This window comes from Nocardia asteroides, from assembly GCF_900637185.1.
In the GTDB taxonomy this organism is placed as follows: Bacteria; Actinomycetota; Actinomycetes; order Mycobacteriales; family Mycobacteriaceae; genus Nocardia; species Nocardia asteroides.
In genome coordinates this window covers 5759969-5785274 of the sequence record NZ_LR134352.1, presented here as the reverse complement: position 1 = coordinate 5785274, position 25306 = coordinate 5759969, and the positions used below count along the sequence as shown (strand labels likewise).

Here is a 25306-nt window from a genome sequence, read left to right as displayed (position 1 = left end):
TCCCGGGGAGCTACCAGGTAGCGAGCGACGCAGCGAGTTGCGTGTAGTCCAGCAGACGTCCCTGTTCGGTGACCTCTGCCCACGCATCTTGCTGTTCGCCTGTTCCAACTGCTGCTACGGCTTGGTTCATGGCGGGAAATGCCAGGTGGTAAGTGGCGTCGACTTCGCCAGTGCCGCGCGCGATCGATGCCAGCCGTGTCGGGAGCGGTTCTGCGGTGACAGTCACCAAATGAGGCAAGCGTCCTCGCCGATGCCGGATCATGTTGCCGTTTTCGTGCCGGATGTTCTGGACCCGGTCGGATCGGATGGTCCACTTGCACGCAAGCGCAGCATGCAACCAGGGATGCTCTGTCGCCGTCGGGGTGCCGAGAAGACCCACGAGAACGTCCGGCTTGATCAGGTAGTCGGTCCCGAGAGTGACGCGTAGGTTCGGATCGTTCGCAATCGCGCGGTCGATGGCGGCCAGATGCTGGTATTGCGCATAGTTGACGATGCTCTGCCCTTTGCGGACTTCCCACTTGCGTTCTGGATCAAGCCGCGGAAGCTCTGTGGCGAGGTCGGTCGCAACCTGGGTTTCGAGCAACCCACCCGGGTTGTCGGGCGGCTCCACGGGATCGGATGCACCGCCGTTGGGATTCGGGGCGGCCAGATACTCGAGCACTGCCGCCGACAGCCGGAGGCTCGACACACTGTCGGTATCGGCAGTGTTCGGTACCCACTGCCAGCCGAGTTTGTTCTTGCGACTGCGCTTCCACCCCAGCAGATCGGTTCCGAATGTCATCCCCATGGCTGCCAATCTAGCTCTGCCGGTGGGTTGCCGTGACCTCAGCTATCCGATCACCTACGATCGCTCATATGTTCGGGTCCCGATCGAGCTTGTCGACCACCGCGGTCAGTGCAGACGTGACCGGTTCGTGCTCCCACACCCGCACCACAGTCCACCCGGCCGTCGACAACGCGGTGTCCGCTTCTCGGTCCCGCTCGACGTTGCGGCGGAGCTTCGGTGTCCAATACCACTCATTCGTGGTCGGCGATCTGCCGTGCTCAGGGCATGCGTGCCAGAAGCAGCCGTCTACGAACACCGCAACCCGGCGAGCAGTGAACACGATGTCCGGTCTGACCGGCCTGCGACCCGCGACCGGGATCGGGAAGTCTTTCCGGAACCGGTACCCGAGCCGATGCAGTTCGCTTCGCAGCTCGACCTCTGGCTTTGTATCGGTGCGCCTGATTGCCCGCATGTTGCGCCCACGGCCAGGCGAGGATGCTGCCGGCACGCCGGTACGGCTGGCCGGCGTAAGCGGCGGCAAGTCGTCTCGATCCATCCTCCACCCAGCTTTCGACTGGCCTCTGACTGCACGGCATGATAGTCATCCGCGTCCCACAGGATCGCTCGATACATCACTTCGCAGAAGGGACACCGCGTGACCGAGCTCAGCGTCATCGAGATTTGCGCAGGAGCAGGCGGCCAGGCGCTCGGGCTCGAGCGAGCAGGCTTCGAACACAAGCTCGCCGTCGAACTCGACCAAACCGCTGCGGACACCATCCAGCGTAACCGTCCTCATTGGAAGGTCGAGGTCGGTGACGTAGCAAACCCTGCGGTGTTCAACCCGAAGGCGTTTTCTCCTGATGCCGAAGGTCGTGGCGGACGTCAGATCGATCTGCTCGCAGGTGGTGTTCCGTGCCCTCCGTTCTCCATCGCGGGAAAGCAGCTCGGAGCTAATGACGAGCGAGACCTGTTTGCCTGGGCCGTCGAGCAAGTTGATGTGGTGCGACCCCGCGCGCTGTTGCTCGAGAACGTCCGCGGGTTGAGCATGCCGCGCTTCGCCGGATATCGGCAGCATGTGCTGGATCGGCTCAGCCAGTTCGGTTACTCCGCAGAGTGGCGACTCATCCAGGCATCCGAATACGGGGTGCCCCAGCTGCGGCCGCGGTTTGTTCTCGTTGCCATGGCCTCCGAGGATTTTCAATATTTCAAGTGGCCCGAGGCGGCTGGTGAAGTCAGGACCGTCGGGGAGACGCTACTGCCGTTGATGATGGAACGTGGCTGGAAAGGCGCGGCTGCGTGGGCCGAGAAGGCAAACGGCATCGCTCCGACAATCGTGGGCGGATCGAAGAAACATGGTGGTGCTGACCTGGGTCCGACCCGGGCAAAGCGGGCCTGGGCAGAACTCGGTGTAGACGCCTACGGTGTGCACGATACGGCGCCACCCTACGACAAGCGGCCGATGACCGAGTTCGGTCCGAAACTGACTGTCGAGATGGTGGCGCGCATCCAAGGATGGGTCTTCGCCAAGGACGAAGCGCATCGGTCCGAGCTGGAGGATGCCGGGAACGGCGAGTTCGCGTGGATGTTCACGGGCAAGAAGACAGCTCAATACCGACAGATCGGCAACGCGTTTCCCCCTCCGGTCGCCAAAGCGATCGGCCTGTCTATCTCGCGCGCACTTCGACACATCGGTAACCCGATCGAGCGCAACGACGATCCGCTCACAGATCCGATCTACAAGGTTCTGCGTGACCAGGCTCAACAAGATCCGGACACGTTTCTCACCGCAGCGCAGATCATTCAGCGGGCGAAACTCTCCATCGATGATCCCGAAATCGACCGTCGAATTTCCTTGTTGGACAAAGATTTCGAGATCATCAAAGATGAGAGGTCCAGCGGTCTCGCGTATCGGATAGGCGAGTTCCGGGCGTTCACCGGTCAGGGTGATCACATTCGGCACGAGTACTACCGGAACCACATTTCGCGAGTGAGCTGACCTGACCGCTTCCGTGCCCATGCCTGGCGCTGGCGCGGACAATTACCGGGCTCGGGAAATTTGGCCGGTCCTGCTGATTGACTACAATGGTCGGGGTTGGATTTGGTGGACGGTTGCCGATCTGGGTGTTCAGCGCGGCCGCCGCCCCTGCCCAGATGCGGACGTGCATCGCTACTTTTGCCTCAGTTCGTGGCCCTGACTTTGATGGCGTCGTGGGAGATGAGGACGTCGTATTCGCCGGGGGTGGCTATGACGGCGTTGCCGTAGACGGATTTGACGAAGGGGGAGGTGTACCAGGTGCCGGAGTTCATGTCTTCGAAGAAGTCGCGGTCGGAGCCGTTGAGGAAGATGTGGGTTTGGGTGGTGGGTTTGCCGTCGAGGCGCTGGCCGTAGAGGCGGGTGAGTTTGTAGCCGGAGTGGAAACCGAGGGCGTTGACCCAGGGGTGGAGTTCGACGATGTTGGCCTGCATCGCCCAGAGGTTGCCTTCGACGCGGTGGGTGGTGCGGGTGTCTTCCTTGCCGTCTTCGTCGTAGATGGTGACGTCGAGGTCGAGTTGGTCGGAGTGGCCGGGGACGGACTTGGCGACGACGTGGGCGGCGGTGATCTCGCCGGACAGGCCCAGGTAGGTCTGGAGGAGGGTGGCGATCCAGAGCAGGACGGTGGCCACCAGGATGAGGGCCAGGGCTGGGATGCCTCGGCCTAGAACGGCTTTGGGGCCGCGGCGGCGGCGCGCGGCGAGGACGGCGGAGACGAGGAGGGCGACGGCGAGGGCGATCGTCGCGAGCAGGCCGAACTGGGCGAGCCCGAAGGTCACCGGGAAACTCATGGTCTGGGTATACCCCGAATACGGCTGCGGCAACAGGGATCCGGGTGTTCTGGCTAGGGTTGTCGCGGTGAACAGATATCGGGCGCTGATCGGGGTTCATCTGGTGCTGCTCGACGGGGACGGGCGGGTGTTGCTCGGGCGCAGACGCGATACGGGGTTCGGGGACGGGCTGTTCCATGTGCCGGCGGGGCATGTGGAGGTGGGGGAGTCGGCGGTGACCGGGCTCATCCGGGAGGCGCGGGAGGAGGTGGGGGTCGAGATCGACGCGCCCGATGTGGAATTCGCGCATGTGCTGCACAGCGCGGAGCGGGTGCAGATGTTCTTCACGGTGCGGCGGTGGCGGGGCGTGGTCGCCAACCGGGAGCCCGAGAAGTGTTCGGAGCTGCGGTGGTTCGATCCGGGGGCGTTGCCCGCCGAGATGGTGGAGTACTGCCGGGCAGGGCTGGGACAGGTGCTGGCGGGGCGGGTGTTCTCGGAGTTCGGCTGGGATTAGGCGGGGCGGCGGCGCAGGACCACCGCGATCGCGAACAGGCAGCCGAGGGCGATGGCGATCGAGACCGTGGCGGGGGCTGGGCCGCGGTTCAGGTCGGCGGTGCGGTACCAGGACGAGGAGTAGGCGAGGGTGCCGAAATCGCTGTTGCTCAACGCGACTCCCATCGACGGCACGAACAGCACCGACAGGCCGACGGTGCCGGAGGTGGGGCTGAGCGGGACGGCGGAGCCGACGCAGTAGCCGCCGACCACGCCCAGCGCGAGGCAGCCGATGGTGGCGTTCAGCGTCGCGGGCGGGTCGAGCAGATCGGTGAGCAGGACGAACAGGGCCAGGGCGACGACGCTGATCGCGGCGGTGAGCGGGCGTGGGCGGCGCAGGCCGAGCACGACGCCCGCGGCGAGCGTCGCCAGGGTGGCGACGTCGACCAGGGCGGGGCGGGGCAGGGTGATGACGAGACTGCCCGCGACGGCGAACGAGGTCATCAGCAGGACCAGGATGCCGTCGCGGTCGGGCAGGATCAGCGCGGCCAGGCTCGCCGCGGCCACCACGACGACCGAGCCGACGACCAGCGCGAGCAGGCTGGATTCGCGGGAGGCCACCGCCAGTGAGGTGGCCAGGATGGCCGAGAACGCGACCACGCCGGCGAAGACGGGGGCCAAGGGGATCGCGGTGTCCAGCGTCGAGCGCGGGGTGGTGGGCGTGGTGATCGCGAAGTAGACCAGGGCCAGCACGGTGGCGGCGATGAACCACAGTGGCAGCGAGCCGGCCAGGACGCCGTCGAGGCCGGAGGAGCTCTCGTCGGTGGGGGACTCGGTGAGGTCGCCGAGGACCGCGGCGCCGGGGACCGCGAAGACATAGACCGTGCGCTGGAGCCGGTCCTGCCAGACCGCGACGGCCAGGGCACCCAGGGCCATGCCCGCCAGCAGGGCGTCGACGAAATTGAGGGTCGGCAGGGACAGGCCGTCGAAATCGGCGTTGTCGCTGTGCGGGACCAGCAGCAGGTGACTGAGCAGGATGCCGGCCAAGGCGAGCAGCGCGGTCCAGCGGGCGGTGCGCCTGCTGCCGACGGCGACGGTGATCGCCGCGGTGATCACGGCGATGAACGCGGCGCCGGTCATCGCGCGCGGAATGTTGAACACGAGCAGGTCCACATGCCTGGCCTCGGCCAGGGCGGCGAAGCTGATCGGCAACATGATGACCAGTACGGCGACCGAGGTGGCCACGAAGACGGTCACCGCCTCGGCGGCGGCACGGACGGTGGCGGCGCTCGGCGACCGGCTCATCGGCGGAGTTTATCCACCCGCGACCGCGCCGAACCGCCACCCGGACGCCCACACGGTTCGTGTCGCCACCACCGGCATGCGACCATAAACGAAACGGCATGTCAGGCAAATGTTTCGGAAGGCTGGTCGATGGCGGGCGGCGTGGTGAGCTGGTTCGACAGCGGCAAGGGATTCGGGTTCATCACCCCCGACGCGGGAGGCGCCGAGGTGTTCGTGGAGTACACCGAACTCGTCGGCGAGGGATTCCGCACGCTGCGGTCCGGTCAGCGGGTGGAATTCGCGGTCAGGGAGACCCGCCGCGGGCCCGAAGCGCAGCAGGTGCGGGTGGTCTAGCGATCAGCAACCGATGACGGCGTAGATCGCGATACCGGTGGCGGCCAGCGCGGCCACCGCGCTGACGGCCAGCAGCCGGGAACTGAGCCGGTGCAGCCGGTCGTGCCGGGTGCGCAGGTCGAAGAAGCTGCCCGCGGGGTTGCCGTCGCCGACGAAATGCGACGCGGCCCGCGAGGCCACCAGGGCCGCGGTCGCCCGTGATTCGGCGATCGAGGCGGCGAGCAGCGCGAGCGCGCCGACGGCGACGGAGACGACGGCCGCGATGATGGCGTAGAGCATGTGGATCCCCCCGTGAAGACTCGGCTCAGCCGGCGATTTCTACCGCCCAATGGTCTCAACGGGGTCCGACATGTTCGCGCCGTCAGTTCTGGCCGCTGGGCCAGAAGCGGCTGGCACGCTGGCCGTGGATGGGGCGGGCGAGGTTGGGGTCTTCGGCCTCGGTGATGCCGACCTGCATCAGCAGCACCATGGTCACCATGCTGACGCCGATGATCAGCGGGGTGAGCAGCTGGGTGGCGGTGGCGCCGGTGGCGTGGGCGACATGGGCGCTGGTGTGGGCGCTCATCGAGAACATGCCGGTGTAGTGCATGCCGGTGACGGCCACACCCATCAGCAGCGCGGCGCCGATGGTGGCGAGCAGGCCGTGGACGTGCAGGGCGAACCACAGGGCCGCGGTGGCGGCGACGACGGCGATGACCATCGACAGCGCGACCACGACCGGGTCGTAGACGATCTCGATGTCGGTCTTCATCGCGTACATGCCCGCGTAGTGCATGGCGCCCACGCCCAATCCGGTGATCGTGCCGCCCACCGGCAGGGCCGCACTGTCCCAGCTGCGCCGCACCACGATCGACAATCCCAGCCACACCACCGCCATGGCGACGGCCGCGCTGAACAAGGTGATCGGGACGTTGTAGCGGATGGTCGCGCCGTGCACGGAGAAACCGAGCATCGCGATGAAATGCATGACCCAGATTCCGGTGCCGCCGAGTGCGATGGCGGCCGCGGTGAGCCAGCCGCCATGGCTGCCGGAGGCGCGCGAGCGAACCATGCAACGCAGCGCCAGCATCGACCCGAGAACCGACATGAGATAGGCGAGCAACGGGGTTACCCAGCCGTAGGTGAAATGGTTGATGTTCAGCACTCCGCAGCTCCTTGCGTGATTTCTCCGCGAGGTGTGTGCTCCCTCACAAACTCGGAAAGTACGCTGGTAGAGAATTTGCCGTACTGGGTTTCTGGAAAATGTCTAGGGACACTGACGGTGACCGGTCACGAAGCCGTGACGCGATGAGTGGTGAACCGTGCCAGTCGGTTTGCGTGACCGCGCTCGGCGAATCCGGCATCCGCACGGCAACTACCTCGGCATACGTCGAGCATCCACCCGGTACCAGGGGTAGCACCTGTGTGACGGCACCGAACGGTCATGGGCCCGGGTTGGCTTCCTCACAGTGCCCGAACACGAGTGTGGAGGAATTCGTCGGATCATGGCATTGTTGATGGCGAGACCGGGACCGGACTATTAGGACCTGGCTCGTCTACAGAAGGTTTAGAAATGGCTCAGGGCATTGTGAAGTGGTTCAACAGCGAGAAGGGCTTCGGCTTCATCGCGCAGGACGGCGGCGGACCCGACGTCTTCGTGCACTACTCGGCTGTTAGCGGCTCGGGCTTCCGCTCCCTCGACGAGGGCCAGCGTGTGGAGTTCGAGATCGGTCAGGGCCAGAAGGGCCCGCAGGCACAGGACGTTCGCGTCATCTAGTTCCTGCGCTGACCAGCGTATGAGTTGAAGCTCCGCACCGGACCGGTGCGGAGTTTCTGCGTTTCCGGGGGCGCTCAGCCCGCGGCGAGAGCCTCCGCGCGGAAGAACTCGTCGGTGATCGCCCGGGCCGCGGTCAGGTCGCGGGGCTCGCGGGACGCGAACACCGCTGTCGCCGTGTCGAATTCGGCGCTGATGAAGGCCGCGATCGGGGCCGGGACCGCGCCGGTGCCCATTTCCCTGGTCCGCGACTTCAGATCCGTCAGGTCGGTGACCGCGGCGACGAAGTCGGCGGGCAGCTCGCATTCGGCCAGCAGCGTCGGCAGATGCATCGGCGCCACCGCGGCGCCGGGATGCTCGCGCAACCAGCGCAGCGCCATGGCGGGCCGCAGCGCGTAGAACACCTTCTTCAGGCCGCCGTTGCGCTCGAACAGCGCGTACTGGCGTGCACCCAGGTGCAGGTAGTGCCGCGCCACCCGGTCGCGGTCGGCCACCTCGGCCGCCACGTCGCGCAGCCGGGCGCGGAACGCCGCGTCGCCGCGATAGACGATGGGTGACATCAGCCACTCGATCAGCACCGCGTTGCCCTGCACGAGCAGGCGCAACGCCTTGGCCAGATCCCAGCCGTTCACATCGAGTAGCCCCACCAGCGGGGTCTCGATCACATCCCGCGTGCGCCACGGCGACAGATAGGTCCCCAGGCCCGCCACGTAGACGAAGCGGCAGTCGTAGTCGGAGTCCGGTGAGGGGAAACCCCAAGCACGGCTGCCGCTTTCGATGGCGAGGCGGACGGTGACACCGTGCTCGGCCGCCACCCGGTCGAGCTCGGCGTCGACGGCGGCCACCACGGCCGGATCCATCGAGGCGGGGACGGTACGCAAGGACATGGCGCGATGGTAGGTGGCGCGACGTCCAGGGTTCACCCGGTTTTCGGGCAGGGGGGTAAGGGCACCCGAACCAACGCCGACTATCCTGGTCGGCGGAAACTGCCGACCCCTTTCTTCCCCAGGAGTACCCCACAGTGAGCCAAGCAGGCCGTCCTGTAGTTCTGATCGCCGACAAGCTCGCCCAGTCGACCGTCGACGCGCTCGGTGACGGTGTCGAGGTTCGCTGGGTCGACGGCCCCGACCGCCCGGCGCTGCTCGCCGCGGTTCCCGAGGCCGACGCGCTGCTCGTGCGTTCCGCCACCACCGTCGACGCCGAGGTCCTCGAGGCGGGCAAGAAGCTCCAGATCGTCGCCCGTGCCGGCGTCGGCCTCGACAATGTCGACGTGCCCGCCGCCACCGAGCGTGGCGTGATGGTCGTCAACGCGCCGACCTCCAACATCCACACCGCCGCCGAGCACGCCGTCACCCTGCTGCTCGCCGCCGCCCGCCAGATCCCGGCCGCCGACGCCACCCTGCGCGAGAAGACCTGGAAGCGCAGCAAGTTCAACGGTGTCGAGATCCTCGGCAAGACCGTCGGCGTCATCGGCCTCGGCCGCATCGGCCAGCTGTTCGCGCAGCGCCTGGCGGCCTTCGAGACCAAGATCGTCGCGTACGACCCCTACACCTCGCCCGCGCGCGCCGCCCAGCTGGGCATCGAGCTGCTGAGCCTGGAAGAGGTGCTCGAGCGCGCCGACTTCATCTCGATCCACCTGCCCAAGACGCCCGAGACCAAGGGCATGCTCAACGCCGAGACCCTGGCCAAGACCAAGCCGGGCGTCATCATCGTCAACGCCGCGCGCGGTGGCCTGATCGACGAGCAGGCGCTGGCCGACGCGATCAAGTCCGGCCACGTGCGTGCCGCCGGTCTGGACGTGTTCGAGACCGAGCCGTGCACCGACAGCCCGCTGTTCGAGCTGCCCGAGGTCGTCGTGACCCCGCACCTGGGCGCCTCCACCGCCGAGGCCCAGGACCGCGCGGGCACCGATGTCGCCAAGTCGGTGCTGCTGGCGCTGGCCGGTGAGTTCGTGCCGGGTGCGGTGAACGTCACCGGTGGCGCCGTCAACGACGTCGTCGCGCCGTGGCTGGACGTGGTCCGCAAGCAGGGCGCGCTGCTGGGTGCCATCGCCAACGAGCTGCCCGTCAGCGTCGAGGTGCAGGTCCGCGGCGAGCTGGCCTCGCAGGACGTGGCCGTGCTGGAGCTGTCCGCGCTGCGCGGTGTGTTCTCGGCGCTGGTCGAGGACCAGGTCACCTTCGTCAACGCCCCGGCGCTGGCCAAGGAGCGCGGCATCACCGCCGAGGTCACCACCGCCACCGAGAGCCCGAACCACCGCAGCGTCGTCGACCTGCGCGCCGTGTTCGGCGACGGCTCGACCCTGAACGTGGCCGGCACCCTGACCGAGCCGAACCTGGTCGAGAAGATCGTCAACATCAACGGTCGCAATTACGACATGCGCGCCGAGGGCCTGAACCTGGCCGTGCTGAACTACGGCGACAAGCCGGGCGCGCTGGGCAAGATCGGCACCAAGCTGGGCGAGGCCGAGATCGACATCCTGGCCGCGCAGCTGAGCCAGGACGTGGACGCCGAAGGCGCCACCGTGGTGCTGCGCGTCAACCGCGAGGTGCCCGCCGAGGTGCAGACCGCGATCGCCGAGGCCGTCGGCGCGTCGAAGGTCGTCCTGGTCGACCTGGCCTGAGTTGTGACGTCCCGGCCACCGGGACATCGGCAGCTGCGCGCCGTCACCTCACGGTGACGGCGCGCTCCTGTATCCGCGGCGCGGCTCGATCCGCCCCGACTTCGAACGGAGCTTGTTCATGAAACTCGCAGTCATCGCCGGTGACGGCATCGGTCCCGAGGTCATCGCCGAGGCGCTCAAGGTGCTCGACGTGGTCTCGCCCGGTGTCGAGAAGACCGAGTACGACCTGGGCGCGGCCCGCTACCACCGCACCGGCGAGATCCTGCCGGAGTCGGTGCTGCCCGAGCTCAAGCAGCACGACGCGATCCTGCTCGGCGCGATCGGCGACCCGTCGGTGCCCAGCGGCGTGCTCGAGCGCGGGCTGCTGCTCAAGACCCGCTTCGCGCTGGATCACCACGTGAACCTGCGTCCGTCGAAGCTGCACGCCGGCGTCACCAGCCCGCTCTCGGGCAACCCGGACATCGACTTCGTCGTCGTGCGCGAGGGCACCGAGGGCCCCTACACCGGCACCGGTGGCGCGATCCGCGTCGGCACGCCGCACGAGGTGGCCACCGAGGTCTCCAACAACACCCGCTTCGGCATCGAGCGCGTGGTCCGCTACGCCTTCGCCACCGCGCAGGCGCGCCGCAAGCACCTGACCCTGGTGCACAAGAACAACGTGCTCGCCTTCGCCGGTTCGCTGTGGCAGCGCACCGTCGACGAGGTCGCCGCCGAGTTCCCCGACGTGCAGACCGCCTACCAGCACATCGACGCCGCCACCATCCACATGGTGACCGACCCGGGCCGCTTCGACGTGATCGTCACCGACAACCTGTTCGGCGACATCATCACCGACCTGGCCGCCGCCGTCAGCGGTGGCATCGGCCTGGCCGCCTCGGGCAACATCGACGCCTCGGGCACCAACCCGTCGATGTTCGAGCCGGTCCACGGCAGCGCCCCCGACATCGCGGGCCAGTCCAAGGCCGACCCGACCGCCGCGATCCTGTCGGTCTCGCTGCTGCTCAACCACCTCGGCAACACCGAGGGCGCCGCGCGCATCGAGTCCGCCGTCGCCAAGGACCTGGCTTCGCGCACCGGCACCGCCTCCACCGTCGAGGTCGGCGACCGTATCGCCGCCATCGTCTGAGGACACCCGCAACGACCGAAGGCCCGCTCGGCTGTGTGCCGGAGCGGGCCTTCGGGCTTTCCGACGCCGAAGGCCCGCCACGGATCGCGCGGCGGGCCTTCCGCGTGCTGTGGGCGCACCGTCTTTCGATGGTGCGAATCCAGTTGCGACGCGGCTACTTTCCGGCTGCCCGTGGGACCAGCGGAACCGCGGCGGCGGCGGCGATCGCGGCGACGGCGAAGGCGGCCGGGAAGCCGGTGGCGGTGATCAGGAGGCCGAAAACCGGTGGGACGGCGGCGATGGCGAGGTTCTGGCCGGTGTTCTGGATGCCCAGGCCGCGGCCGCTCCAGAACGGGCCCGCGATCTCGGCCACCGCGGTGAAGGCCAAGCCGTTGTCCGACACCGAGATCACCGAGGCGGCCACCATCAGCGGGACGGCCATCCACCACCAGCCGGTCCACGCGGTGACGGTCAGCGCCGCCATCGCGACCACGGCGGCGATCGCCACCTGCCGCAGCGGGCCCAGCCTGCTGCCGACCCGGTCCGACCAGGCGCCCGCGCCGATCCGTCCCACCGCGCCCAGGAACTGGGTGGCCGTCATCAGCGCGCCGGCGGCGGCCAGCGACCAGCCCAGATCGCGGTGCAGCCACAGCAGCGCGAAGGTCCACAGGGTGGCCTGCGGGAAGACCAGCAGAATCGACACACCGTGGATGCGCCACAGGGTCGAATCGCCGCGATAGGGGTTGGCCCGGTCGGCGGACTTCGCCGGTGGCCGTGGCGGGTCGACGATGCCGACCAGACAACCCACCGCGGCCACCCCCGCCATCACCGCGGGCACCAGCAGCGCGGCGGGGATGCCGTGGTGCGCGGCGACCCAGGGGATGCTCAGCGCCGCCAGGCCGACGCCCAGGGGCTGGGCGGTCTGCCGGATACCCATGGCCAGGCCGCGCCGGTCGGGCGGGAACCAGCCCACGATCACCCGGCCGCTGGCCCCGTTGGAACTGGCCGCGCCGACGCCACCCAGGAACAGCAGCACGCCGAAGGCGACCGGATCGTCCACCAGCGCCGCGGCGACACCGGCGACGAACATCAGCGCGGTGCCCGCGACCAGCACCACCCGCTCGCCGATCCGGTCCACCACATAGCCCCAGGCGATCAGGGTGCACACCAGGCCGACGGTCGGCAGCGCCACCAGGGCGCCGGCGGCGGCCAGTGAGTCGCCGCGCGCGGTGAGCGCGGGCAGCAGGAACGGGGTGCCGTGGATGAAGATCGAACTCGAGGTCTGCGCGAACACGCCGAGGGCGAGCATCAGCCAGCGCCTGCCGTCGCTCATCCTGATCGCCTCGGCCGTCGGCCGCACCTCTGTCACGATTCTCACCTCGCCGGATTGCACGATTGCATCTCATTATTTGAGATTCATGTCTTAAGATCTGAACAACTGGTCTCACGGTACACCCGTGACCGCCGGATGACGCCCCCTGTTCCGGTGTCTGACAGATCACAGCGCGACACCTCGCCGCGGCGGGTGAATCCCGCACGCGGGCAGCGGCTTCGAATCACATCGGTGTGAGTTCGCTCGCACCGCCGTCGCGCCGGTATCGCCGCGTCCCTGCCGCGTTCGGGCAGGTGGGCGCGCCTCGATAGACTCCGGGGCATGCGCTTAGGTCGAGTTGCCAGTCCCGACGGAGTCGCGTTCGTCAGCATCGAGGGTGACGGAAGCGATGCCATCGCCAAGGAGATCGCCGAACATCCGTTCGGCTCCCCGACGTTCACCGGGCGGAGCTGGCCGCTGGCCGACATCCGCCTGCTGGCGCCGATCCTGGCGAGCAAGGTGGTCTGCGTCGGCAAGAACTACGCCGCGCACGCCGCCGAGATGGGCGGCGAGGCCCCGGCCGACCCGGTCATCTTCCTCAAGCCGAACACCGCCATCACCGGCCCGAACGCGCCGATCATCCTGCCGCCCAGCTCTTCCCAGGTCGACTACGAGGGCGAGCTGGCCATCGTGATCGGCCGTCCGTGCAAGGACGTGCCCGCGGCCAAGGCCGCCGAGGTGATCCTGGGCTACACCGTCGCCAACGACGTCACCGCCCGTGACCAGCAGCGGCACGACGGGCAGTGGACCAGGGGCAAGGGCTACGACACGTTCTGCCCGCTCGGCCCGTGGATCGAAACCGCGCTGGATCCAAGCGATCTGGAGATCGTCACCGAGGTCGACGGCGAGGTCCGGCAGCGCAGCCGCACGTCGCTGTTCCTGCACGACATCCCGAAGATCGTCGAATGGGTGACGACCGTGATGACGTTGCTGCCCGGCGATGTGATCCTCACCGGCACACCGGAAGGCGTCGGGCCGCTGCAGGCCGGTCAGAACGTGTCGGTCACCGTCGAGGGCATCGGCACCCTCACCAATCCCGTCGCCACCAAGCGCTGATACCGCGGAGAGAGAGTCATGACTGAAGTACGGGTCCGTTTCTGCCCGTCGCCGACCGGCACGCCGCACGTCGGCCTGATCCGCACGGCCCTGTTCAACTGGGCCTACGCCCGCCACCACGGCGGAACCTTCGTCTTCCGGATCGAAGACACCGACGCCGCACGCGATTCCGAGGATTCCTACCGGGCGATCCTCGACGCGCTGCGCTGGCTGGGCCTGACCTGGGACGAGGGGCCCGAGGTCGGCGGTCCCTACGAGCCCTACCGGCAGTCGCAGCGGCGCGGTCAGCACCTCGAGGTGGTGCGCAAGCTGGTCGAGGCCGGCGAGGCCTACGAGTCGTTCTCCACCCCGGAGGAAGTCGAGGCGCGCCACCGCGCGGCCGGTCGCGACCCGAAACTGGGCTACGACAACTTCGACCGCGACCTGAGCGCCGACCAGATCGCCGCCTACAAGGCCGAGGGCAGGGCTCCGGTGATCCGGTTGCGGATGCCCGACGAAGATCTCGGCTGGAACGATCTGGTGCGCGGCGAAACCACCTTCAAAGCCGGCACCGTGCCCGACTTCGCGCTCACCCGCGGTAATGGCGATCCGCTCTATACCCTGGTCAATCCGGTCGACGACGCATTGATGCGCATTACGCATGTATTGCGCGGCGAGGATCTGCTGTCTTCCACTCCGCGTCAGCTCGCGTTGTATGCGGCGCTGCGGCGGATCGGGGTTGCCGAGTTCACTCCGCAGTTCGGGCACCTGCCTTTCGTGATGGGGCAGGGCAACAAGAAGCTGTCCAAGCGCGACCCCGAATCGAATCTGTTCGTCCATCGCGACCGCGGATTCATCCCCGAGGGTTTGCTGAATTACCTGGCCCTGCTCGGCTGGGGTATCGCCGAGGACCGCGACGTGTTCTCGATGGCCGAGATGGTGGCCGCGTTCGACATTTCGACGGTGAATTCGAATCCGGCCCGATTCGACCAGAAGAAAGCCGACGCCATCAATGCCGAGCAGATTCGTCTGCTCGAGCCGGGTGATTTCGGCCACCGTTTGCGGGAGTTCCTGACCGCGCAGGGCCATATCGGGGCCGATGTCGACGAGAAGGCCTTCCTGGCCGCCGCCGAGCTGGTGCAGACCCGGATCGTGGTGCTCGGCGACGCCTGGGACCTGCTGAAATTCCTGTTCGTGGCGCCCGCCGACTTCGCGATCGACCCGGCCGCGGGCGGCAAGAACCTGGGCGCCGAGGCCGATCCGGTGCTCGACGCGGCGATCGCCGCGGTGGAGCCGCTGACCGAGTGGACCACCCCGGCCCTGGAAGAGGCGCTGAAGAAGGCCCTGATCGACGATCTGGGGCTCAAGCCGCGCAAGGCCTTCGCGCCCGTGCGGGTGGCGGTGACGGGCTCGCACATCAGCCCGCCGCTGTACGAGTCGATGGAATTGCTGGGCCGCGAGGTCTCGCTCGACCGGCTCCGTGCCGCCCGTGGCTGGGCGCCCGCCGCGCAGTAGTGCGTCCGGGGCGGTGCACGCACCGCCCCGGAACGGCCGAAAATAGGCTTCTGACCAGGCGATTTGTAGTTTACCCCACTGTGGCTGGTAATCTTCTCCTCGCCGCGGAACACGGCCTCGCAACACCGACAACCAGCCGGTGAGAGGGAGGTCGGACGTTTCCATCCTTGGGGTATGGTGTAATTGGCAACACAGCTGATTCTGGTTCAGCCATTCTAGGTTCGAGTCCTGGTACCCCAGCAAGATTTCACTTCGGTGAGATCGTCCTGGCCCCGTCGTCTAGCGGCCTAGGACGCCGCCCTCTCAAGGCGGTAGCGCGGGTTCAAATCCCGTCGGGGCTACAAAGAAAGACCCCCGGTCGAATTCGACCGGGGGTCTTCTTCGTTTTACAGCCGCTTGTGCAGCGCTTCGGCGGCGGCGACCAGATCGGCGGCCCAGCGCGCGCCCGGCCGCCTGCCCATCCGGTCGATCGGGCCCGACACCGACACCGCGGCCACCACGGCGCCCGCCGCGTCCCGCACGGGTGCCGAGACGCTCGCCACACCCTGCGCGCGTTCGGCGGCGCTCTGCGCCCAGCCGCGCTTGCGGACCTCGGCCAGCGCGCGATCGCCGAACACGGCGTCGGCCAGGACGGTGCGCTGCAACTCCGGGTCCGCCCACGCCATCAGCACCTTGGCCGCCGAGCCCGCGGTGAGCGGCAGCCGCGAGCCGACCGGCACGGTGTCCCGTAGGCCCACGGGCGGCTCCAGGGCGGCCACGCAGACGCGCGCATTGCCGTCCCGGCAGTACAACTGGACACTCTCGCCGGTGATCTCCCGCAGGCGGGGCAGAATGGCCCCTGCGGCCTCCACCAGTGGATCGGCGGCCCCCGCCGACAGTTCGGTGAGCGCGGGGCCGGGACGCCACAGCCCGTTGCCGTCGCGCGCCAGCAGCCGGTGCGTCTCCAGCCCGACCGCCAGCCGGTGCGCGGTGGCGCGCGGCAGGCCGGTGCGGGTGCACAGGTCGTTGAGACCGCAAGGCTCGTCCGCGACGGCGTAGAGCACCGCCACGGCTTTGTCGAGGACACCGATACCGCTATGCTGTCTCATAGAACGATACTAACGTCTCATATCTTGAGATTCCAAGTATGTCCGTCGAAAGGTGACCAAGCAATGGCCGAGCGCGCCCGCACACTGGCCGAGAAGGTGTGGGACCAGCACGTCGTCGTCCCTGGCGAAGGCGAAGGTTCCTCCCGCGAACCCGACCTGATCTACATCGATCTACACCTCGTGCACGAGGTGACCAGCCCGCAGGCCTTCGACGGGCTCCGCGCGGCGGGCAGGCCGGTGCGCAGGCCCGACCTCACCATCGCCACCGAAGACCACAACGTCCCCACGGTCGACATCGACAAGCCGATCGCCGACCCGATCTCGCGCACCCAGGTGGAGACGCTGCGGCGCAACTGCGCCGAGTTCGGCGTGCGCCTGCACCCGATGGGCGACGCCGAGCAGGGCATCGTGCACGTGGTCGGCCCGCAGCTGGGCCTGACCCAGCCGGGTATGACCGTGGTCTGCGGTGACAGCCACACCTCCACCCACGGCGCGTTCGGCGCGCTGGCGATGGGCATCGGCACCAGCGAGGTCGAGCACGTGCTGGCCACCCAGACGCTGTCGCTGCGCCCGTTCAAGACGATGGCCATCACCGTCGACGGCGAATTGGCGCCCGGCGTCACGAGCAAGGACCTGATCCTGGCCGTGATCGCCCAGATCGGCACCGGCGGCGGCCAGGGCTATGTGCTGGAATACCGCGGCGAGGCGATCCGCAAGCTGTCGATGGAAGCGCGGATGACCATCTGCAACATGTCCATCGAGGCGGGCGCCAGGGCCGGCATGATCGCCCCCGACGAGGTGACCTACGAATTCCTGAAGGGTCGCCCGCACGCCCCGCAGGGGGCCGACTGGGACGCCGCGGTGGCCGCCTGGGACGCGCTGAAGACCGACGAGGGCGCGGTTTTCGACGCCGAGGTGCACATCGACGCGAACGCGCTGACCCCGTTCGTCACCTGGGGCACCAACCCGGGTCAGGGCCTGCCGCTGGGCGACAATGTGCCGGATCCGGCCCAGATCGCCGACGAGAACGAGCGCGACGCCGCCGAGAAGGCCTTGCGCTACATGGACCTGACGCCGGGAATGCCGCTGCGTGAGGTCACCGTGGACACCGTTTTCGTCGGTTCCTGCACCAACGGCCGGATCGAGGATCTGCGGGCCGTGGCCGGGGTCCTGAAGGGCCGCCACGTCGCCGACGGCGTGCGGATGCTGGTCGTACCGGGCTCGATGAAGGTCCGCGCCCAGGCGGAAAAAGAGGGACTCGGCGAGATTTTCACCGCGGCGGGCGCGGAATGGCGCCAGGCGGGCTGCTCGATGTGCCTGGGCATGAATCCCGATCAGCTGGAGCCGGGTCAGCGCTGCGCCTCCACGTCGAACCGCAATTTCGAAGGCAGGCAGGGCAAGGGCGGCCGTACCCACCTGGTTTCGCCCCTGGTCGCCGCCGCCACAGCGGTCCGCGGCACCCTGTCCTCGCCCGCCGACCTGGGCTGAGCCCCGACCTCACGATCGAAGGAGAATCGTTATGGAAGCCTTCACTGTTCACAAAGGCATCGGGGTTCCGCTGCGCCGGTCCAATGTCGACACCGACCAGATCATCCCGGCCGTTTACCTGAAGCGGGTGACCCGTACGGGTTTCGAGGACGGCTTGTTCGCCGGTTGGCGGGCGGATCCGGACTTCATTCTGAACACCGAGCCGTACCGCCAGGGCAGCGTGCTGGTCGCCGGGCCGGATTTCGGCACCGGATCCTCCCGTGAGCACGCGGTGTGGGCGCTGTCGGACTACGGCTTTCGGGTGGTCATCTCGTCGCGTTTCGCCGACATCTTCCGCGGGAATGCGGGGAAGGGCGGCCTGTTGGCCGCGCAGATGTCACAGAACGATGTCGAAATGCTGTGGAAGCTGATCGAAGAACAGCCCGGCCTCGAATTGGTTGTCGACCTCACCGCACGCACCGTGACGGCGGGAACCGTCGTGTTGCCGTTCGATATTGACGACTACACCCGGTGGCGTCTGCTGGAGGGTTTGGACGACATCGGCCTCACGCTGCGGCGGGCCGACACGATCGGCGAGTTCGAAAAGGCTAGGCCGTCATGGAAACCCGTGACGCTGCCGGAGCCTATTTCGCAAGCGTAATCACCGGGGGCGATTGGCGGCGCATCCCTGGGGGCGGTAGCTGGACGTGTGCTAAACCACATGAATTTTGGCGTGGCACATAGACTCTTGCCCAAACTGGGTTTACCGTGGTACCTAGTCGGTCCGACGACGGGCCATTAGTCTGCGGAGGATTCAATGAACAAGGCGGAACTGATCGACGTTCTGACCGAAAAGTTGGGTACGGACAGGCGCACGGCTACTGCGGCCGTCGAGAACGTGGTCGACACCATCGTTCGTGCCGTGCACAAAGGTCAAAGCGTCACCATCACCGGTTTCGGTGTGTTCGAACAGCGCAAGCGTGCCCCCAGGGTTGCCCGTAACCCGCGTACCGGTGAAACCGTGAAGGTGAAGGCGACTTCGGTGCCTGCCTTCCGGCCGGGCGCTCAGTTCAAGGCGGTGATCGCGGGTAAGCAGAAGCTGGCCGCGTCCGGCCCCGCCGTCAAGCGTGGCGTGAACGCCCCGGTGGCGGCGAAGAAGGCGGCAGCGAAGAAGACGGCGGCCAAGAAGACCGCCGCCAAGAAGGCGACGCCGTCGAAGGGTCCGGCCAAGACCACCGCCCGCAAGGCAGCCACCAAGGCACCCGCCGCCAAGAAGACCACGACGACGGCGGCGAAGAAGGCCACCGCCGCCAAGAAGACCACGGCGGCAAAGAAAGTGACCGCGGCCAAGAAGGCGCCCGCGAAGAAGGTGACGGCGGCCAAGAAGACCACCGCCACCAAGGCCACGGCCGCCAAGACCACGGCCGCCAAGAAGGCTCCCGCGAAGAAGACTGCTGCGAAGAAGACAGCCACCCGTCGTGCTCGTTGATCCTGCCGCAGCGGGATCAGGTCGGGGAATGTGCACGTAGGCCGCATCACCCACCATTGGACCGAGAACGGCCCCGGGGAACCGGGGCCGTTTCGGCTGTTTCGGGGTGGGTGAGGCTCAGCCGGGGACGATTCCCGTCGACAGGGAACGGTCCATATGGTCGGCCGCGACCAATCGGTCGCCGACGAACGACAATGCCCAGACGCTGCCCTTGCGATTGCGCGCGGGTGGCAGGGTGAGCCCGCTGCGCGTGGCCAGCCAGTCGGTGAGATCGGGAATCACCCCGCCCTGGCTGCACACCACCGGTACACCCCGATCTGTTACCAACGACAGAAATCGTTGCCGGGCGGAGCTTTTCGCTGAATCGTAACCTTGCTCGGAAAACATTGGCTCACAATTGATTTCGACGTTCAGCTGTTCGGCCAACGGGGTCACGGTTTGGATACAGCGCAGCGGATCGGCCGAATGGATCTCGGATGCGCCGAACGCCAGCAGATTCGGTGTCAGCTCCTTCGCCTGCCGGGCACCGGCCGGCTCCAGCGGGCGCAACGCGTCGGGCCCGTCGAAGCGCGACCGCTTGCCCGCCTTGGCGTGGCGCACCAGCAGTACCGTGCTGGTCCGGGCGGGCAGCCGGGCGAACATCCGGACGACCTGACGGTCCATCGGATACGACAGCTGATCCATCAGCCGGTCGAGCGGGAACCAGCGCAGCTCGTCGACTTCGGCGTTGACGGCGAATTCGCCCGCCGCGGCCTCCGCCGCCCAGTAGTCGACCCGTTTGAGCTGACGATGCCCCGGAATCGGATACGTGACGTGGCCCAGATAGCGCCCCAGGGCGCACGGCAGGCCGGTCTCCTCACCGACTTCGCGGACTGCGGCCACCACCGGGGTCTCGCCGGGGTCGAGCTTGCCCTTGGGCAGCGACCAGTCGCCGTATTTCGGCCGGTGGATGACCGCTATCTCCGGCCCGGCGCCGCCGTCGCGCCACAGGACCGCACCCGCGGCATGGATATTGGGCCGCACCCTGGGATCGTGCATGGCGTCGCGTGCGTCCTCGTTCACGGCTGTTCGGGGCGGCGCAGCCGCATCAGGAACTGCTGGTGGTCGCGGACCTGGCCGGCGTCGGCCTCGACGGGGCTGGCCTGCCAGGTGCCGTCGGGGCCGAGCACCCAGCAGCGGGTCATCGGGTCGAGCGCGGAATCGAACACCGCGCCGAGCTGCTCGACCAGGCGCGGATCCTTCACCTGCACCATGACCTCGACGCGACGGTCGAGATTGCGGTGCATCATGTCGGCGCTGCCGATCCAGGTCTGCTGCTGCGCGCGGAACTCGATCACCCGCGAATGTTCGAGGAACCGGCCCAGGATCGAGCGCACCTCGATGTTCTCGCTCAGCCCCGGCACGCCGGGACGTAGCCCGCAGATGCCGCGCACCACGATCTGGACCGGGACGCCGGCCTGGGACGCGCGGTAGAGGGCGTCGATGATCTGCTCGTCGACGATCGCGTTGGCCTTGAGCCGGATCCGCGCGTCCGCGCCCTGGCGGGCCAGTTCGATCTCGCCCTCGATCCGCTCGATGATGCCCGCCCGCACGCCCAGCGGGGCGACCATCAGGTTGCGGTAGTCCTCCTTGCGGGAGTACCCGGTGAGCGAATTGAACAGGTCGGTCAGGTCGGCGCCGATCTCCGGCGCGGCGGTGAACAGGCCCACGTCCTCGTAGAGGCGCGCGGTCTTCGGGTTGTAGTTGCCGGTGCCGATGTGGCAGTAGCGGCGGATGGTGGAGCCCTCGCGGCGCACCACCAGGCAGGTCTTGCAGTGCGTCTTGAGACCGATCAGGCCGTAGACCACGTGCACGCCCGCCTGTTCCAGCGCGCGCGCCCACTTGATGTTGGCCTGCTCGTCGAAGCGGGCCTTGATCTCGACCAGCGCGACGACCTGCTTGCCCGCCTCGGCGGCCTCGATCAGCGCGTTGATGATGGGGGAGTCGCCGGAGGTGCGGTACAGCGTCTGCTTGATCGCCAGCACCTGCGGGTCGGCCGCGGCCTGCTCGATGAATCGCTGCACGCTGGTGGAGAACGAGTCGTACGGGTGGTGCACCAGCACATCGCCCTCGCGCAGCGCGGCGAAGACGTTGCGCGGGGTCTCGCGCTCACCGAAGGCGGGCGGCGTGGCCGGAACGTAGGGCGCGTCCTTGAGATCGGGACGGTCGACGCCGTAGACCTGCCACAGGCAGGACAGGTCGAGCAGGCCGGGCACCTGGATGACGTCGGCGGGGTCGACCTCGAGCTCGCGTAGTAGCAACTCCAGCATGTGCTCGGTCATGTCGTCGGAGACCTCGAGGCGCACCGGCTTGCCGAAGCGGCGGCGGGCCAGTTCGCGCTCCATCGCCTGCAGCAGGTCTTCGTCGCGGTCCTCGTCGACCTCGAAGTCGGCGTTGCGGGTGATCCGGAACGAATGCGTCTCCACCACCGTCAGACCGGGGAACAGCAGGTCCAGATGGGCGGCGATGAGATCTTCCATCGGCAGGAACGCGGCGATGGCCGAGGGCGCGGCGGTGCGGCGCACGCGCACGAACCGGTCGACGTTGTCGGGCACCTTCACGCGGGCGAAGTGCTCGCCGCCGGTGTCGGTGTCCTTCACCGTCACCGCGAGATTCAGGCTCAGGCCCGAGATGTAGGGGAACGGGTGCGCGGGGTCGACGGCCAGCGGGGTGAGGACCGGGAACACCTGGTCGGTGAAGTAGCCCGAGAGGCGCCGGCGCTCGTCGTCGTCCAGGTCGGCCCAGCCGATGAGGTCGATGCCCTCCTCGGCCAGCGCGGGATTCACCTCGTCGAGGAAGACGTTGGCGTGCCGCTCGGCCAGTTCCTGGGCGCGCGCGGTGATCATCTCCAGCTGTTCGGAGGGAGAGCGGCCGTCGGCCGAGCGCACCGAGAGGCCGGTCTCGGCGCGGCGTTTGAGGCCGGCGACGCGAACCATGTAGAACTCGTCGAGATTCGAGGCGAAGATCGCCAGGAACTTGGCACGTTCGAGCAGCGGCAGTGAGGCGTCCTCGGCCAGCGCGAGCACCCGGGCGTTGAAGTCCAGCCAGCTCAGTTCGCGGTTGAGATAGCGATCCCGCGGCAACCGCTGGGCGACCGGGTCACCGCCCGTGGCGACGGCGGCCGCAGGTGGCGGAGAAAGCGGAGACTGCTGCTTGATGGTTTCCGTGTCGCTCACGTTCTCAATCATCCCCTAAGGACCGGGCAGTCCGCAGCACGACACTGTCCGGTTCGTCCCACCCTGTCCAGGGTTCCGGCGATCGTTCAGCACACGGTGCGAACGGGATCACCCAGGTACGCGGGCAACCCGAATTCGCGGAGTGTGCGCGCGGTGTGCGCGCCGACGCCGAGCGCGCGGACGGTGTCGAGGTCGGCGGGTGTGTCGACGTCGCAACGCAGGCCGGGCCAGTGGCCTGCGAGCGGGTGGGCGCCCTCGGCGCGGTGCGCTCGCGCGGAGTCGGCGCCGAAGCGGGGGGCGAGCGCGGCGGTGGTGTCGCGGACCAGTAATGCCGCTGTGCCGGTGCCCGTGTGGTCGATCACCACCGAGCGCACGCCGTCCGGCGCGACGGTCAGCAGGTCGGCCAGTTCGGCGGGGCGTACCGCGGGCAGGTCGGCCTGCAGGGCCAGCAGATGGGCCGGGCCGTGCCGCTCGCGCACCGCGGCCGCGCCGGCGGCCAGCGCGGCGTTGAGCGGATCCGGTACGCCCACCGGCTCGTCGAGCACCTGGGCGCCGAGCTCGGTGGCGCGGGCCGCGAGCTGGGCGTCGGGGGTGACCACGGTCAGCGACAGCACCTCGGGCACGGCGAGCGCGGCCGCGGCGGTGTCGGCGAACATGGCCAGCACGAGCTGCCCGCGCTGCTCGGGAGTCAGCACGTGGGCCAGTCTGCTCTTGGCCCGGTCGATGTGCTTGACCGCCATCACGGCGTGCACGGTGTGCGGACGCATGGCACCAATCCTTCCATGGCATATTGAGCTGATGACGAGGGCGGCGGTTATGGGTGCGGGATCGTGGGGGACCGCGTTCGCGAAGGTGTTGGCGGAGGCGGGGACCGAGGTCACGATCTGGGCCAGACGCGGTGAGGTGGCGCAGGCGCTCGACAGTGAGCACCGCAATCCGTTCTACCTGCCCGGCGTGCAATTGCCACCGGTGCGCGCCACCGACGATCACCGGGCCGCGCTCGACGGCGCCGACCTGGTGGTCCTCGCCGTGCCCTCGCAGTCGCTGCGCGCGAATCTGGACCACTGGAAGGGCGACATCGACCCGGACGCGACCCTGCTGAGTCTGGCCAAGGGCATCGAGACCGGCACGCTGTCGCGGATGAGCCAGGTGATCGCGGAGGTCACCGGGGCCGAACCGGGACGCATCGCGGTGCTGTCGGGGCCCAACCTGGCCGGGGAGATCGCGCAACGCCAGCCCGCGGCCACCGTGATCGCCTGCGTGGATTCCGAACGTGCCGCCGCGACGCAGCGGGCCTGCGCGACCGGCTACTTCCGGCCCTACACCAACTCCGACGTGATCGGCTGCGAGATCGGCGGCGCGTGCAAGAACGTCATCGCGCTGGCCTGTGGCATCGCCTCGGGGATGGGGCTCGGTGACAACACCGTCGCCAGCCTGATCACCCGTGGGCTCGCCGAGGTCATCCGGCTGGGCGTGGCACTCGGCGCGCAACCGGTGACCCTGGCGGGGCTCGCCGGTGTCGGCGATCTCGTGGCTACCTGCACCTCGCCGCTGTCGCGCAACCGGTCCTTCGGATACGTCCTCGGTGAGGGCGGGTCGATGGAGGTCGCCCAGGAGGCGACCAATGGCCAGGTGGCCGAAGGTGTGAAGTCGTGCACATCGGTGCGGGCGCTGGCGGCCCGGCACGAGGTGGAGATGCCACTGACCGACGCCGTGCACCGGGTGTGTCACGAGGGGCTTTCGGTGAGCGAGGCGGTCGACAGTCTGCTGGGCAGGCGGATCAAGCCCGAGTAAGGCCGATAGCGCCGCGAACCGGGCAAACGGTTACGGTGACGTTCATGACGAACCGGATCAGGGTAGCCGTGGTGTTCGGCGGGCGCAGCAGCGAGCACGCCGTCTCGTGTGTGTCGGCGAGCAGTGTGCTGCGCAACCTCGATCCCGAGCGCTACGAGGTGGTGCCGATCGGCATCACCGCCGCGGGCGGCTGGGTGCTCGCCGAGGGCATCGGTGAGCTGGCGTTGAGCCACGGCTCGCTGCCCGCCGTCGACGCCGCGGGCACCGCGCTGACCCTCGCGGCCGATCCGAGCCGCGCGGGCGCGCTGGTCGCGCTCGACGAGCCGACCGCCGCGCTGGGCCGCGTCGACGTGGTGTTCCCGATCCTGCACGGCCCGTTCGGGGAGGACGGCACCCTGCAGGGCATGCTCGAGTTAGCCGGCGTCCCCTATGTGGGGGCGGGCGTGCTGGCCAGTGCCGCGGGCATGGACAAGGAGTTCACCAAGAAATTGCTGGCCGCCGAGGGCCTGCCCGTCGGCACCCAGGTGGTGCTGCGGCCCGGCACGGCCACCCTGACCGAGGCCGAGCGGGCCCGGATCGGGCTGCCCGCGTTCGTGAAGCCCGCCCGCGGCGGGTCCTCGATCGGCATCACCAAGATCACCGACTGGGCCGCCCTCGACGCCGCCGTCGCCACCGCGCGCGAACACGACCCGAAGGTGATCGTGGAAGCGGGCATCGTCGGACGCGAAGTCGAATGCGGGGTACTGGAATTCGCCGACGGGCAGGTGCGCGCCAGCGTGGTCTCCGAGATCCGGATGCCCGAGGCCGACGCCGCCGCCCCCGAGTTCTACGACTTCGCCACCAAATACCTCGACGACGTGTGCGAATTCGACGTGCCAGCCAAGCTCGACGACGATGTCGCCGAGCAGATCCGCGAACTGTCGGTGCGCGCGTTCCGTGCCCTGGACTGCCAGGGGCTGGCGCGGGTGGACTTCTTCGTCACCGCGGACGGCCCGGTGATCAACGAGATCAACACGATGCCCGGCTTCACCCCGATCTCGCAGTACCCGCGGATGTGGGAGGCGACGGGGATCGACTATCCGACGCTGGTGTCGACGCTCATCGAAACGGCCGTGGCGCGCGGTACCGGCCTGCGGTAGGCGGCGCGGGCCGCCG

At 68.2% G+C, this 25306-nt stretch carries 25 protein-coding genes and 2 tRNA genes; 15 read left to right on the top strand and 12 right to left on the bottom strand.

From position 1 onward, the window contains the following. Positions 1–10: 10 nt before the first annotated feature. Complete coding sequence (locus tag EL493_RS26995) at positions 11–787, bottom strand: NgoMIV family type II restriction endonuclease (protein WP_022565565.1); 777 nt, start codon at positions 785–787, stop codon at positions 11–13. 64 nt (positions 788–851) lie between these two features. After that, a complete protein-coding gene (locus EL493_RS26990) occupies positions 852–1238 on the bottom strand; it encodes a very short patch repair endonuclease (RefSeq protein ID WP_019048289.1) in 387 nt (128 codons plus the stop codon). Between the two features lie 183 nt (positions 1239–1421). On the opposite strand from EL493_RS26990, the gene EL493_RS26985 reads away from it, so the two are divergent. Then, positions 1422–2762, top strand: a complete 1341-nt coding sequence (locus tag EL493_RS26985; protein WP_022565567.1) for a DNA cytosine methyltransferase — start codon at positions 1422–1424, stop codon at positions 2760–2762. Between the two features lie 182 nt (positions 2763–2944). On the opposite strand, the gene EL493_RS26980 is transcribed toward EL493_RS26985, so the two are convergent. Continuing rightward, positions 2945–3589: a hypothetical protein gene (locus tag EL493_RS26980; RefSeq protein ID WP_019048286.1), complete on the bottom strand. Its 645-nt coding sequence runs from the start codon at positions 3587–3589 to the stop codon at positions 2945–2947. 67 nt (positions 3590–3656) lie between these two features. On the opposite strand from EL493_RS26980, the gene EL493_RS26975 reads away from it, so the two are divergent. After that, positions 3657–4082: an NUDIX hydrolase gene (locus tag EL493_RS26975; protein WP_030203238.1), complete on the top strand. Its 426-nt coding sequence runs from the start codon at positions 3657–3659 to the stop codon at positions 4080–4082. Here EL493_RS26975 and EL493_RS26970 read toward each other — a convergent pair. Continuing rightward, positions 4079–5365, bottom strand: a complete 1287-nt coding sequence (locus tag EL493_RS26970) for a GumC domain-containing protein (protein WP_019048284.1) — start codon at positions 5363–5365, stop codon at positions 4079–4081. The two genes, EL493_RS26975 and EL493_RS26970, sit on opposite strands and share 4 nt — an antisense overlap. 129 nt (positions 5366–5494) lie before the next feature. Here EL493_RS26970 and EL493_RS26965 point away from each other — a divergent pair, with 129 nt between their 5' ends. Beyond that, positions 5495–5698: a cold-shock protein gene (locus tag EL493_RS26965; RefSeq protein ID WP_019048283.1), complete on the top strand. Its 204-nt coding sequence runs from the start codon at positions 5495–5497 to the stop codon at positions 5696–5698. A 3-nt stretch (positions 5699–5701) separates the two neighbouring features. Here EL493_RS26965 and EL493_RS26960 read toward each other — a convergent pair whose 3' ends face one another. Continuing rightward, on the bottom strand, positions 5702–5977 hold the full coding sequence (locus EL493_RS26960; RefSeq protein ID WP_019048282.1) for a hypothetical protein: 276 nt from the start codon (positions 5975–5977) through the stop codon (positions 5702–5704). 82 nt (positions 5978–6059) lie between these two features. Further along, positions 6060–6842: an MHYT domain-containing protein gene (locus EL493_RS26955; protein ID WP_019048281.1), complete on the bottom strand. Its 783-nt coding sequence runs from the start codon at positions 6840–6842 to the stop codon at positions 6060–6062. 408 nt (positions 6843–7250) lie between these two features. On the opposite strand from EL493_RS26955, the gene EL493_RS26950 reads away from it, so the two are divergent. Further along, positions 7251–7454 (top strand): cold-shock protein, encoded by a 204-nt coding sequence (locus EL493_RS26950; protein WP_019048280.1) that lies wholly within the window; start codon positions 7251–7253, stop codon positions 7452–7454. A gap of 74 nt (positions 7455–7528) precedes the next feature. Here the strand turns inward: EL493_RS26950 and EL493_RS26945 are convergent, their stop codons facing one another. Next, positions 7529–8338 carry a nucleotidyltransferase domain-containing protein gene (locus EL493_RS26945; protein ID WP_030203234.1) on the bottom strand — a complete coding sequence of 270 codons (810 nt, stop codon included), beginning with the start codon at positions 8336–8338 and terminating at the stop codon, positions 7529–7531. A 134-nt stretch (positions 8339–8472) separates the two neighbouring features. Between EL493_RS26945 and serA the strand changes: the two genes are divergently transcribed. Together serA and EL493_RS26935 are read left to right on the top strand one after the other, a co-directional pair. Next, positions 8473–10071, top strand: coding sequence for a phosphoglycerate dehydrogenase (serA, locus tag EL493_RS26940; protein ID WP_019048278.1), 1599 nt, complete (start codon positions 8473–8475; stop codon positions 10069–10071). 118 nt (positions 10072–10189) lie between these two features. Continuing rightward, a complete protein-coding gene (locus EL493_RS26935) occupies positions 10190–11197 on the top strand; it encodes a 3-isopropylmalate dehydrogenase (RefSeq protein ID WP_019048277.1) in 1008 nt (335 codons plus the stop codon). A 154-nt stretch (positions 11198–11351) separates the two neighbouring features. Here EL493_RS26935 and EL493_RS26930 read toward each other — a convergent pair whose 3' ends face one another. Continuing rightward, the gene (locus EL493_RS26930; protein ID WP_030202959.1) at positions 11352–12509 is read right to left on the bottom strand and encodes an MFS transporter; all 1158 of its coding nucleotides are present in this window, start codon (positions 12507–12509) and stop codon (positions 11352–11354) included. A 321-nt stretch (positions 12510–12830) separates the two neighbouring features. On the opposite strand from EL493_RS26930, the gene EL493_RS26925 reads away from it, so the two are divergent. The 4 genes from EL493_RS26925 (at position 12831) to EL493_RS26910 (ending at position 15439) form a co-directional block, all read left to right on the top strand. Next, entirely contained in the window at positions 12831–13604 is a 774-nt protein-coding gene (locus EL493_RS26925; protein WP_019048275.1) for a fumarylacetoacetate hydrolase family protein, read from the top strand. Positions 13605–13622: 18 nt separating this feature from the next. Continuing rightward, positions 13623–15098, top strand: coding sequence for a glutamate--tRNA ligase (gene gltX / locus EL493_RS26920; RefSeq protein ID WP_019048274.1), 1476 nt, complete (start codon positions 13623–13625; stop codon positions 15096–15098). 168 nt (positions 15099–15266) lie between these two features. Further along, positions 15267–15338 (top strand) — tRNA-Gln (locus EL493_RS26915). Positions 15339–15366: 28 nt separating this feature from the next. Beyond that, positions 15367–15439: transfer RNA gene (locus EL493_RS26910), tRNA-Glu, on the top strand. 45 nt (positions 15440–15484) lie between these two features. Here EL493_RS26910 and EL493_RS26905 read toward each other — a convergent pair. Next, positions 15485–16186, bottom strand: a complete 702-nt coding sequence (locus EL493_RS26905) for an IclR family transcriptional regulator (RefSeq protein WP_022565571.1) — start codon at positions 16184–16186, stop codon at positions 15485–15487. A gap of 63 nt (positions 16187–16249) precedes the next feature. Here EL493_RS26905 and leuC point away from each other — a divergent pair, with 63 nt between their 5' ends. The 3 genes from leuC to EL493_RS26890 all read left to right on the top strand — a co-directional run bounded on the left by leuC (position 16250) and on the right by EL493_RS26890 (position 19142). Next, entirely contained in the window at positions 16250–17674 is a 1425-nt protein-coding gene (gene leuC, locus EL493_RS26900; RefSeq protein WP_019048272.1) for a 3-isopropylmalate dehydratase large subunit, read from the top strand. 31 nt (positions 17675–17705) lie between these two features. Then, positions 17706–18314 (top strand): 3-isopropylmalate dehydratase small subunit, encoded by a 609-nt coding sequence (leuD, locus tag EL493_RS26895; RefSeq protein ID WP_019048271.1) that lies wholly within the window; start codon positions 17706–17708, stop codon positions 18312–18314. Between the two features lie 156 nt (positions 18315–18470). After that, positions 18471–19142 carry an HU family DNA-binding protein gene (locus tag EL493_RS26890; protein ID WP_019048270.1) on the top strand — a complete coding sequence of 224 codons (672 nt, stop codon included), beginning with the start codon at positions 18471–18473 and terminating at the stop codon, positions 19140–19142. A gap of 117 nt (positions 19143–19259) precedes the next feature. On the opposite strand, the gene EL493_RS26885 is transcribed toward EL493_RS26890, so the two are convergent. From EL493_RS26885 to cofC, 3 genes are all read right to left on the bottom strand, one after another. Further along, complete coding sequence (locus EL493_RS26885) at positions 19260–20180, bottom strand: NUDIX hydrolase (RefSeq protein ID WP_022565572.1); 921 nt, start codon at positions 20178–20180, stop codon at positions 19260–19262. A gap of 20 nt (positions 20181–20200) precedes the next feature. After that, positions 20201–22369, bottom strand: a complete 2169-nt coding sequence (locus tag EL493_RS26880) for an RNA degradosome polyphosphate kinase (protein ID WP_019048268.1) — start codon at positions 22367–22369, stop codon at positions 20201–20203. Positions 22370–22443: 74 nt separating this feature from the next. Continuing rightward, the gene (cofC, locus tag EL493_RS26875; protein WP_019048267.1) at positions 22444–23124 is read right to left on the bottom strand and encodes a 2-phospho-L-lactate guanylyltransferase; all 681 of its coding nucleotides are present in this window, start codon (positions 23122–23124) and stop codon (positions 22444–22446) included. A gap of 31 nt (positions 23125–23155) precedes the next feature. Between cofC and EL493_RS26870 the strand changes: the two genes are divergently transcribed. Both EL493_RS26870 and EL493_RS26865 read left to right on the top strand, forming a co-directional pair. Continuing rightward, a complete protein-coding gene (locus EL493_RS26870) occupies positions 23156–24151 on the top strand; it encodes an NAD(P)H-dependent glycerol-3-phosphate dehydrogenase (RefSeq protein WP_030202954.1) in 996 nt (331 codons plus the stop codon). A 44-nt stretch (positions 24152–24195) separates the two neighbouring features. Further along, entirely contained in the window at positions 24196–25290 is a 1095-nt protein-coding gene (locus EL493_RS26865) for a D-alanine--D-alanine ligase family protein (protein WP_030202951.1), read from the top strand. Positions 25291–25306: the final 16 nt, after the last annotated feature.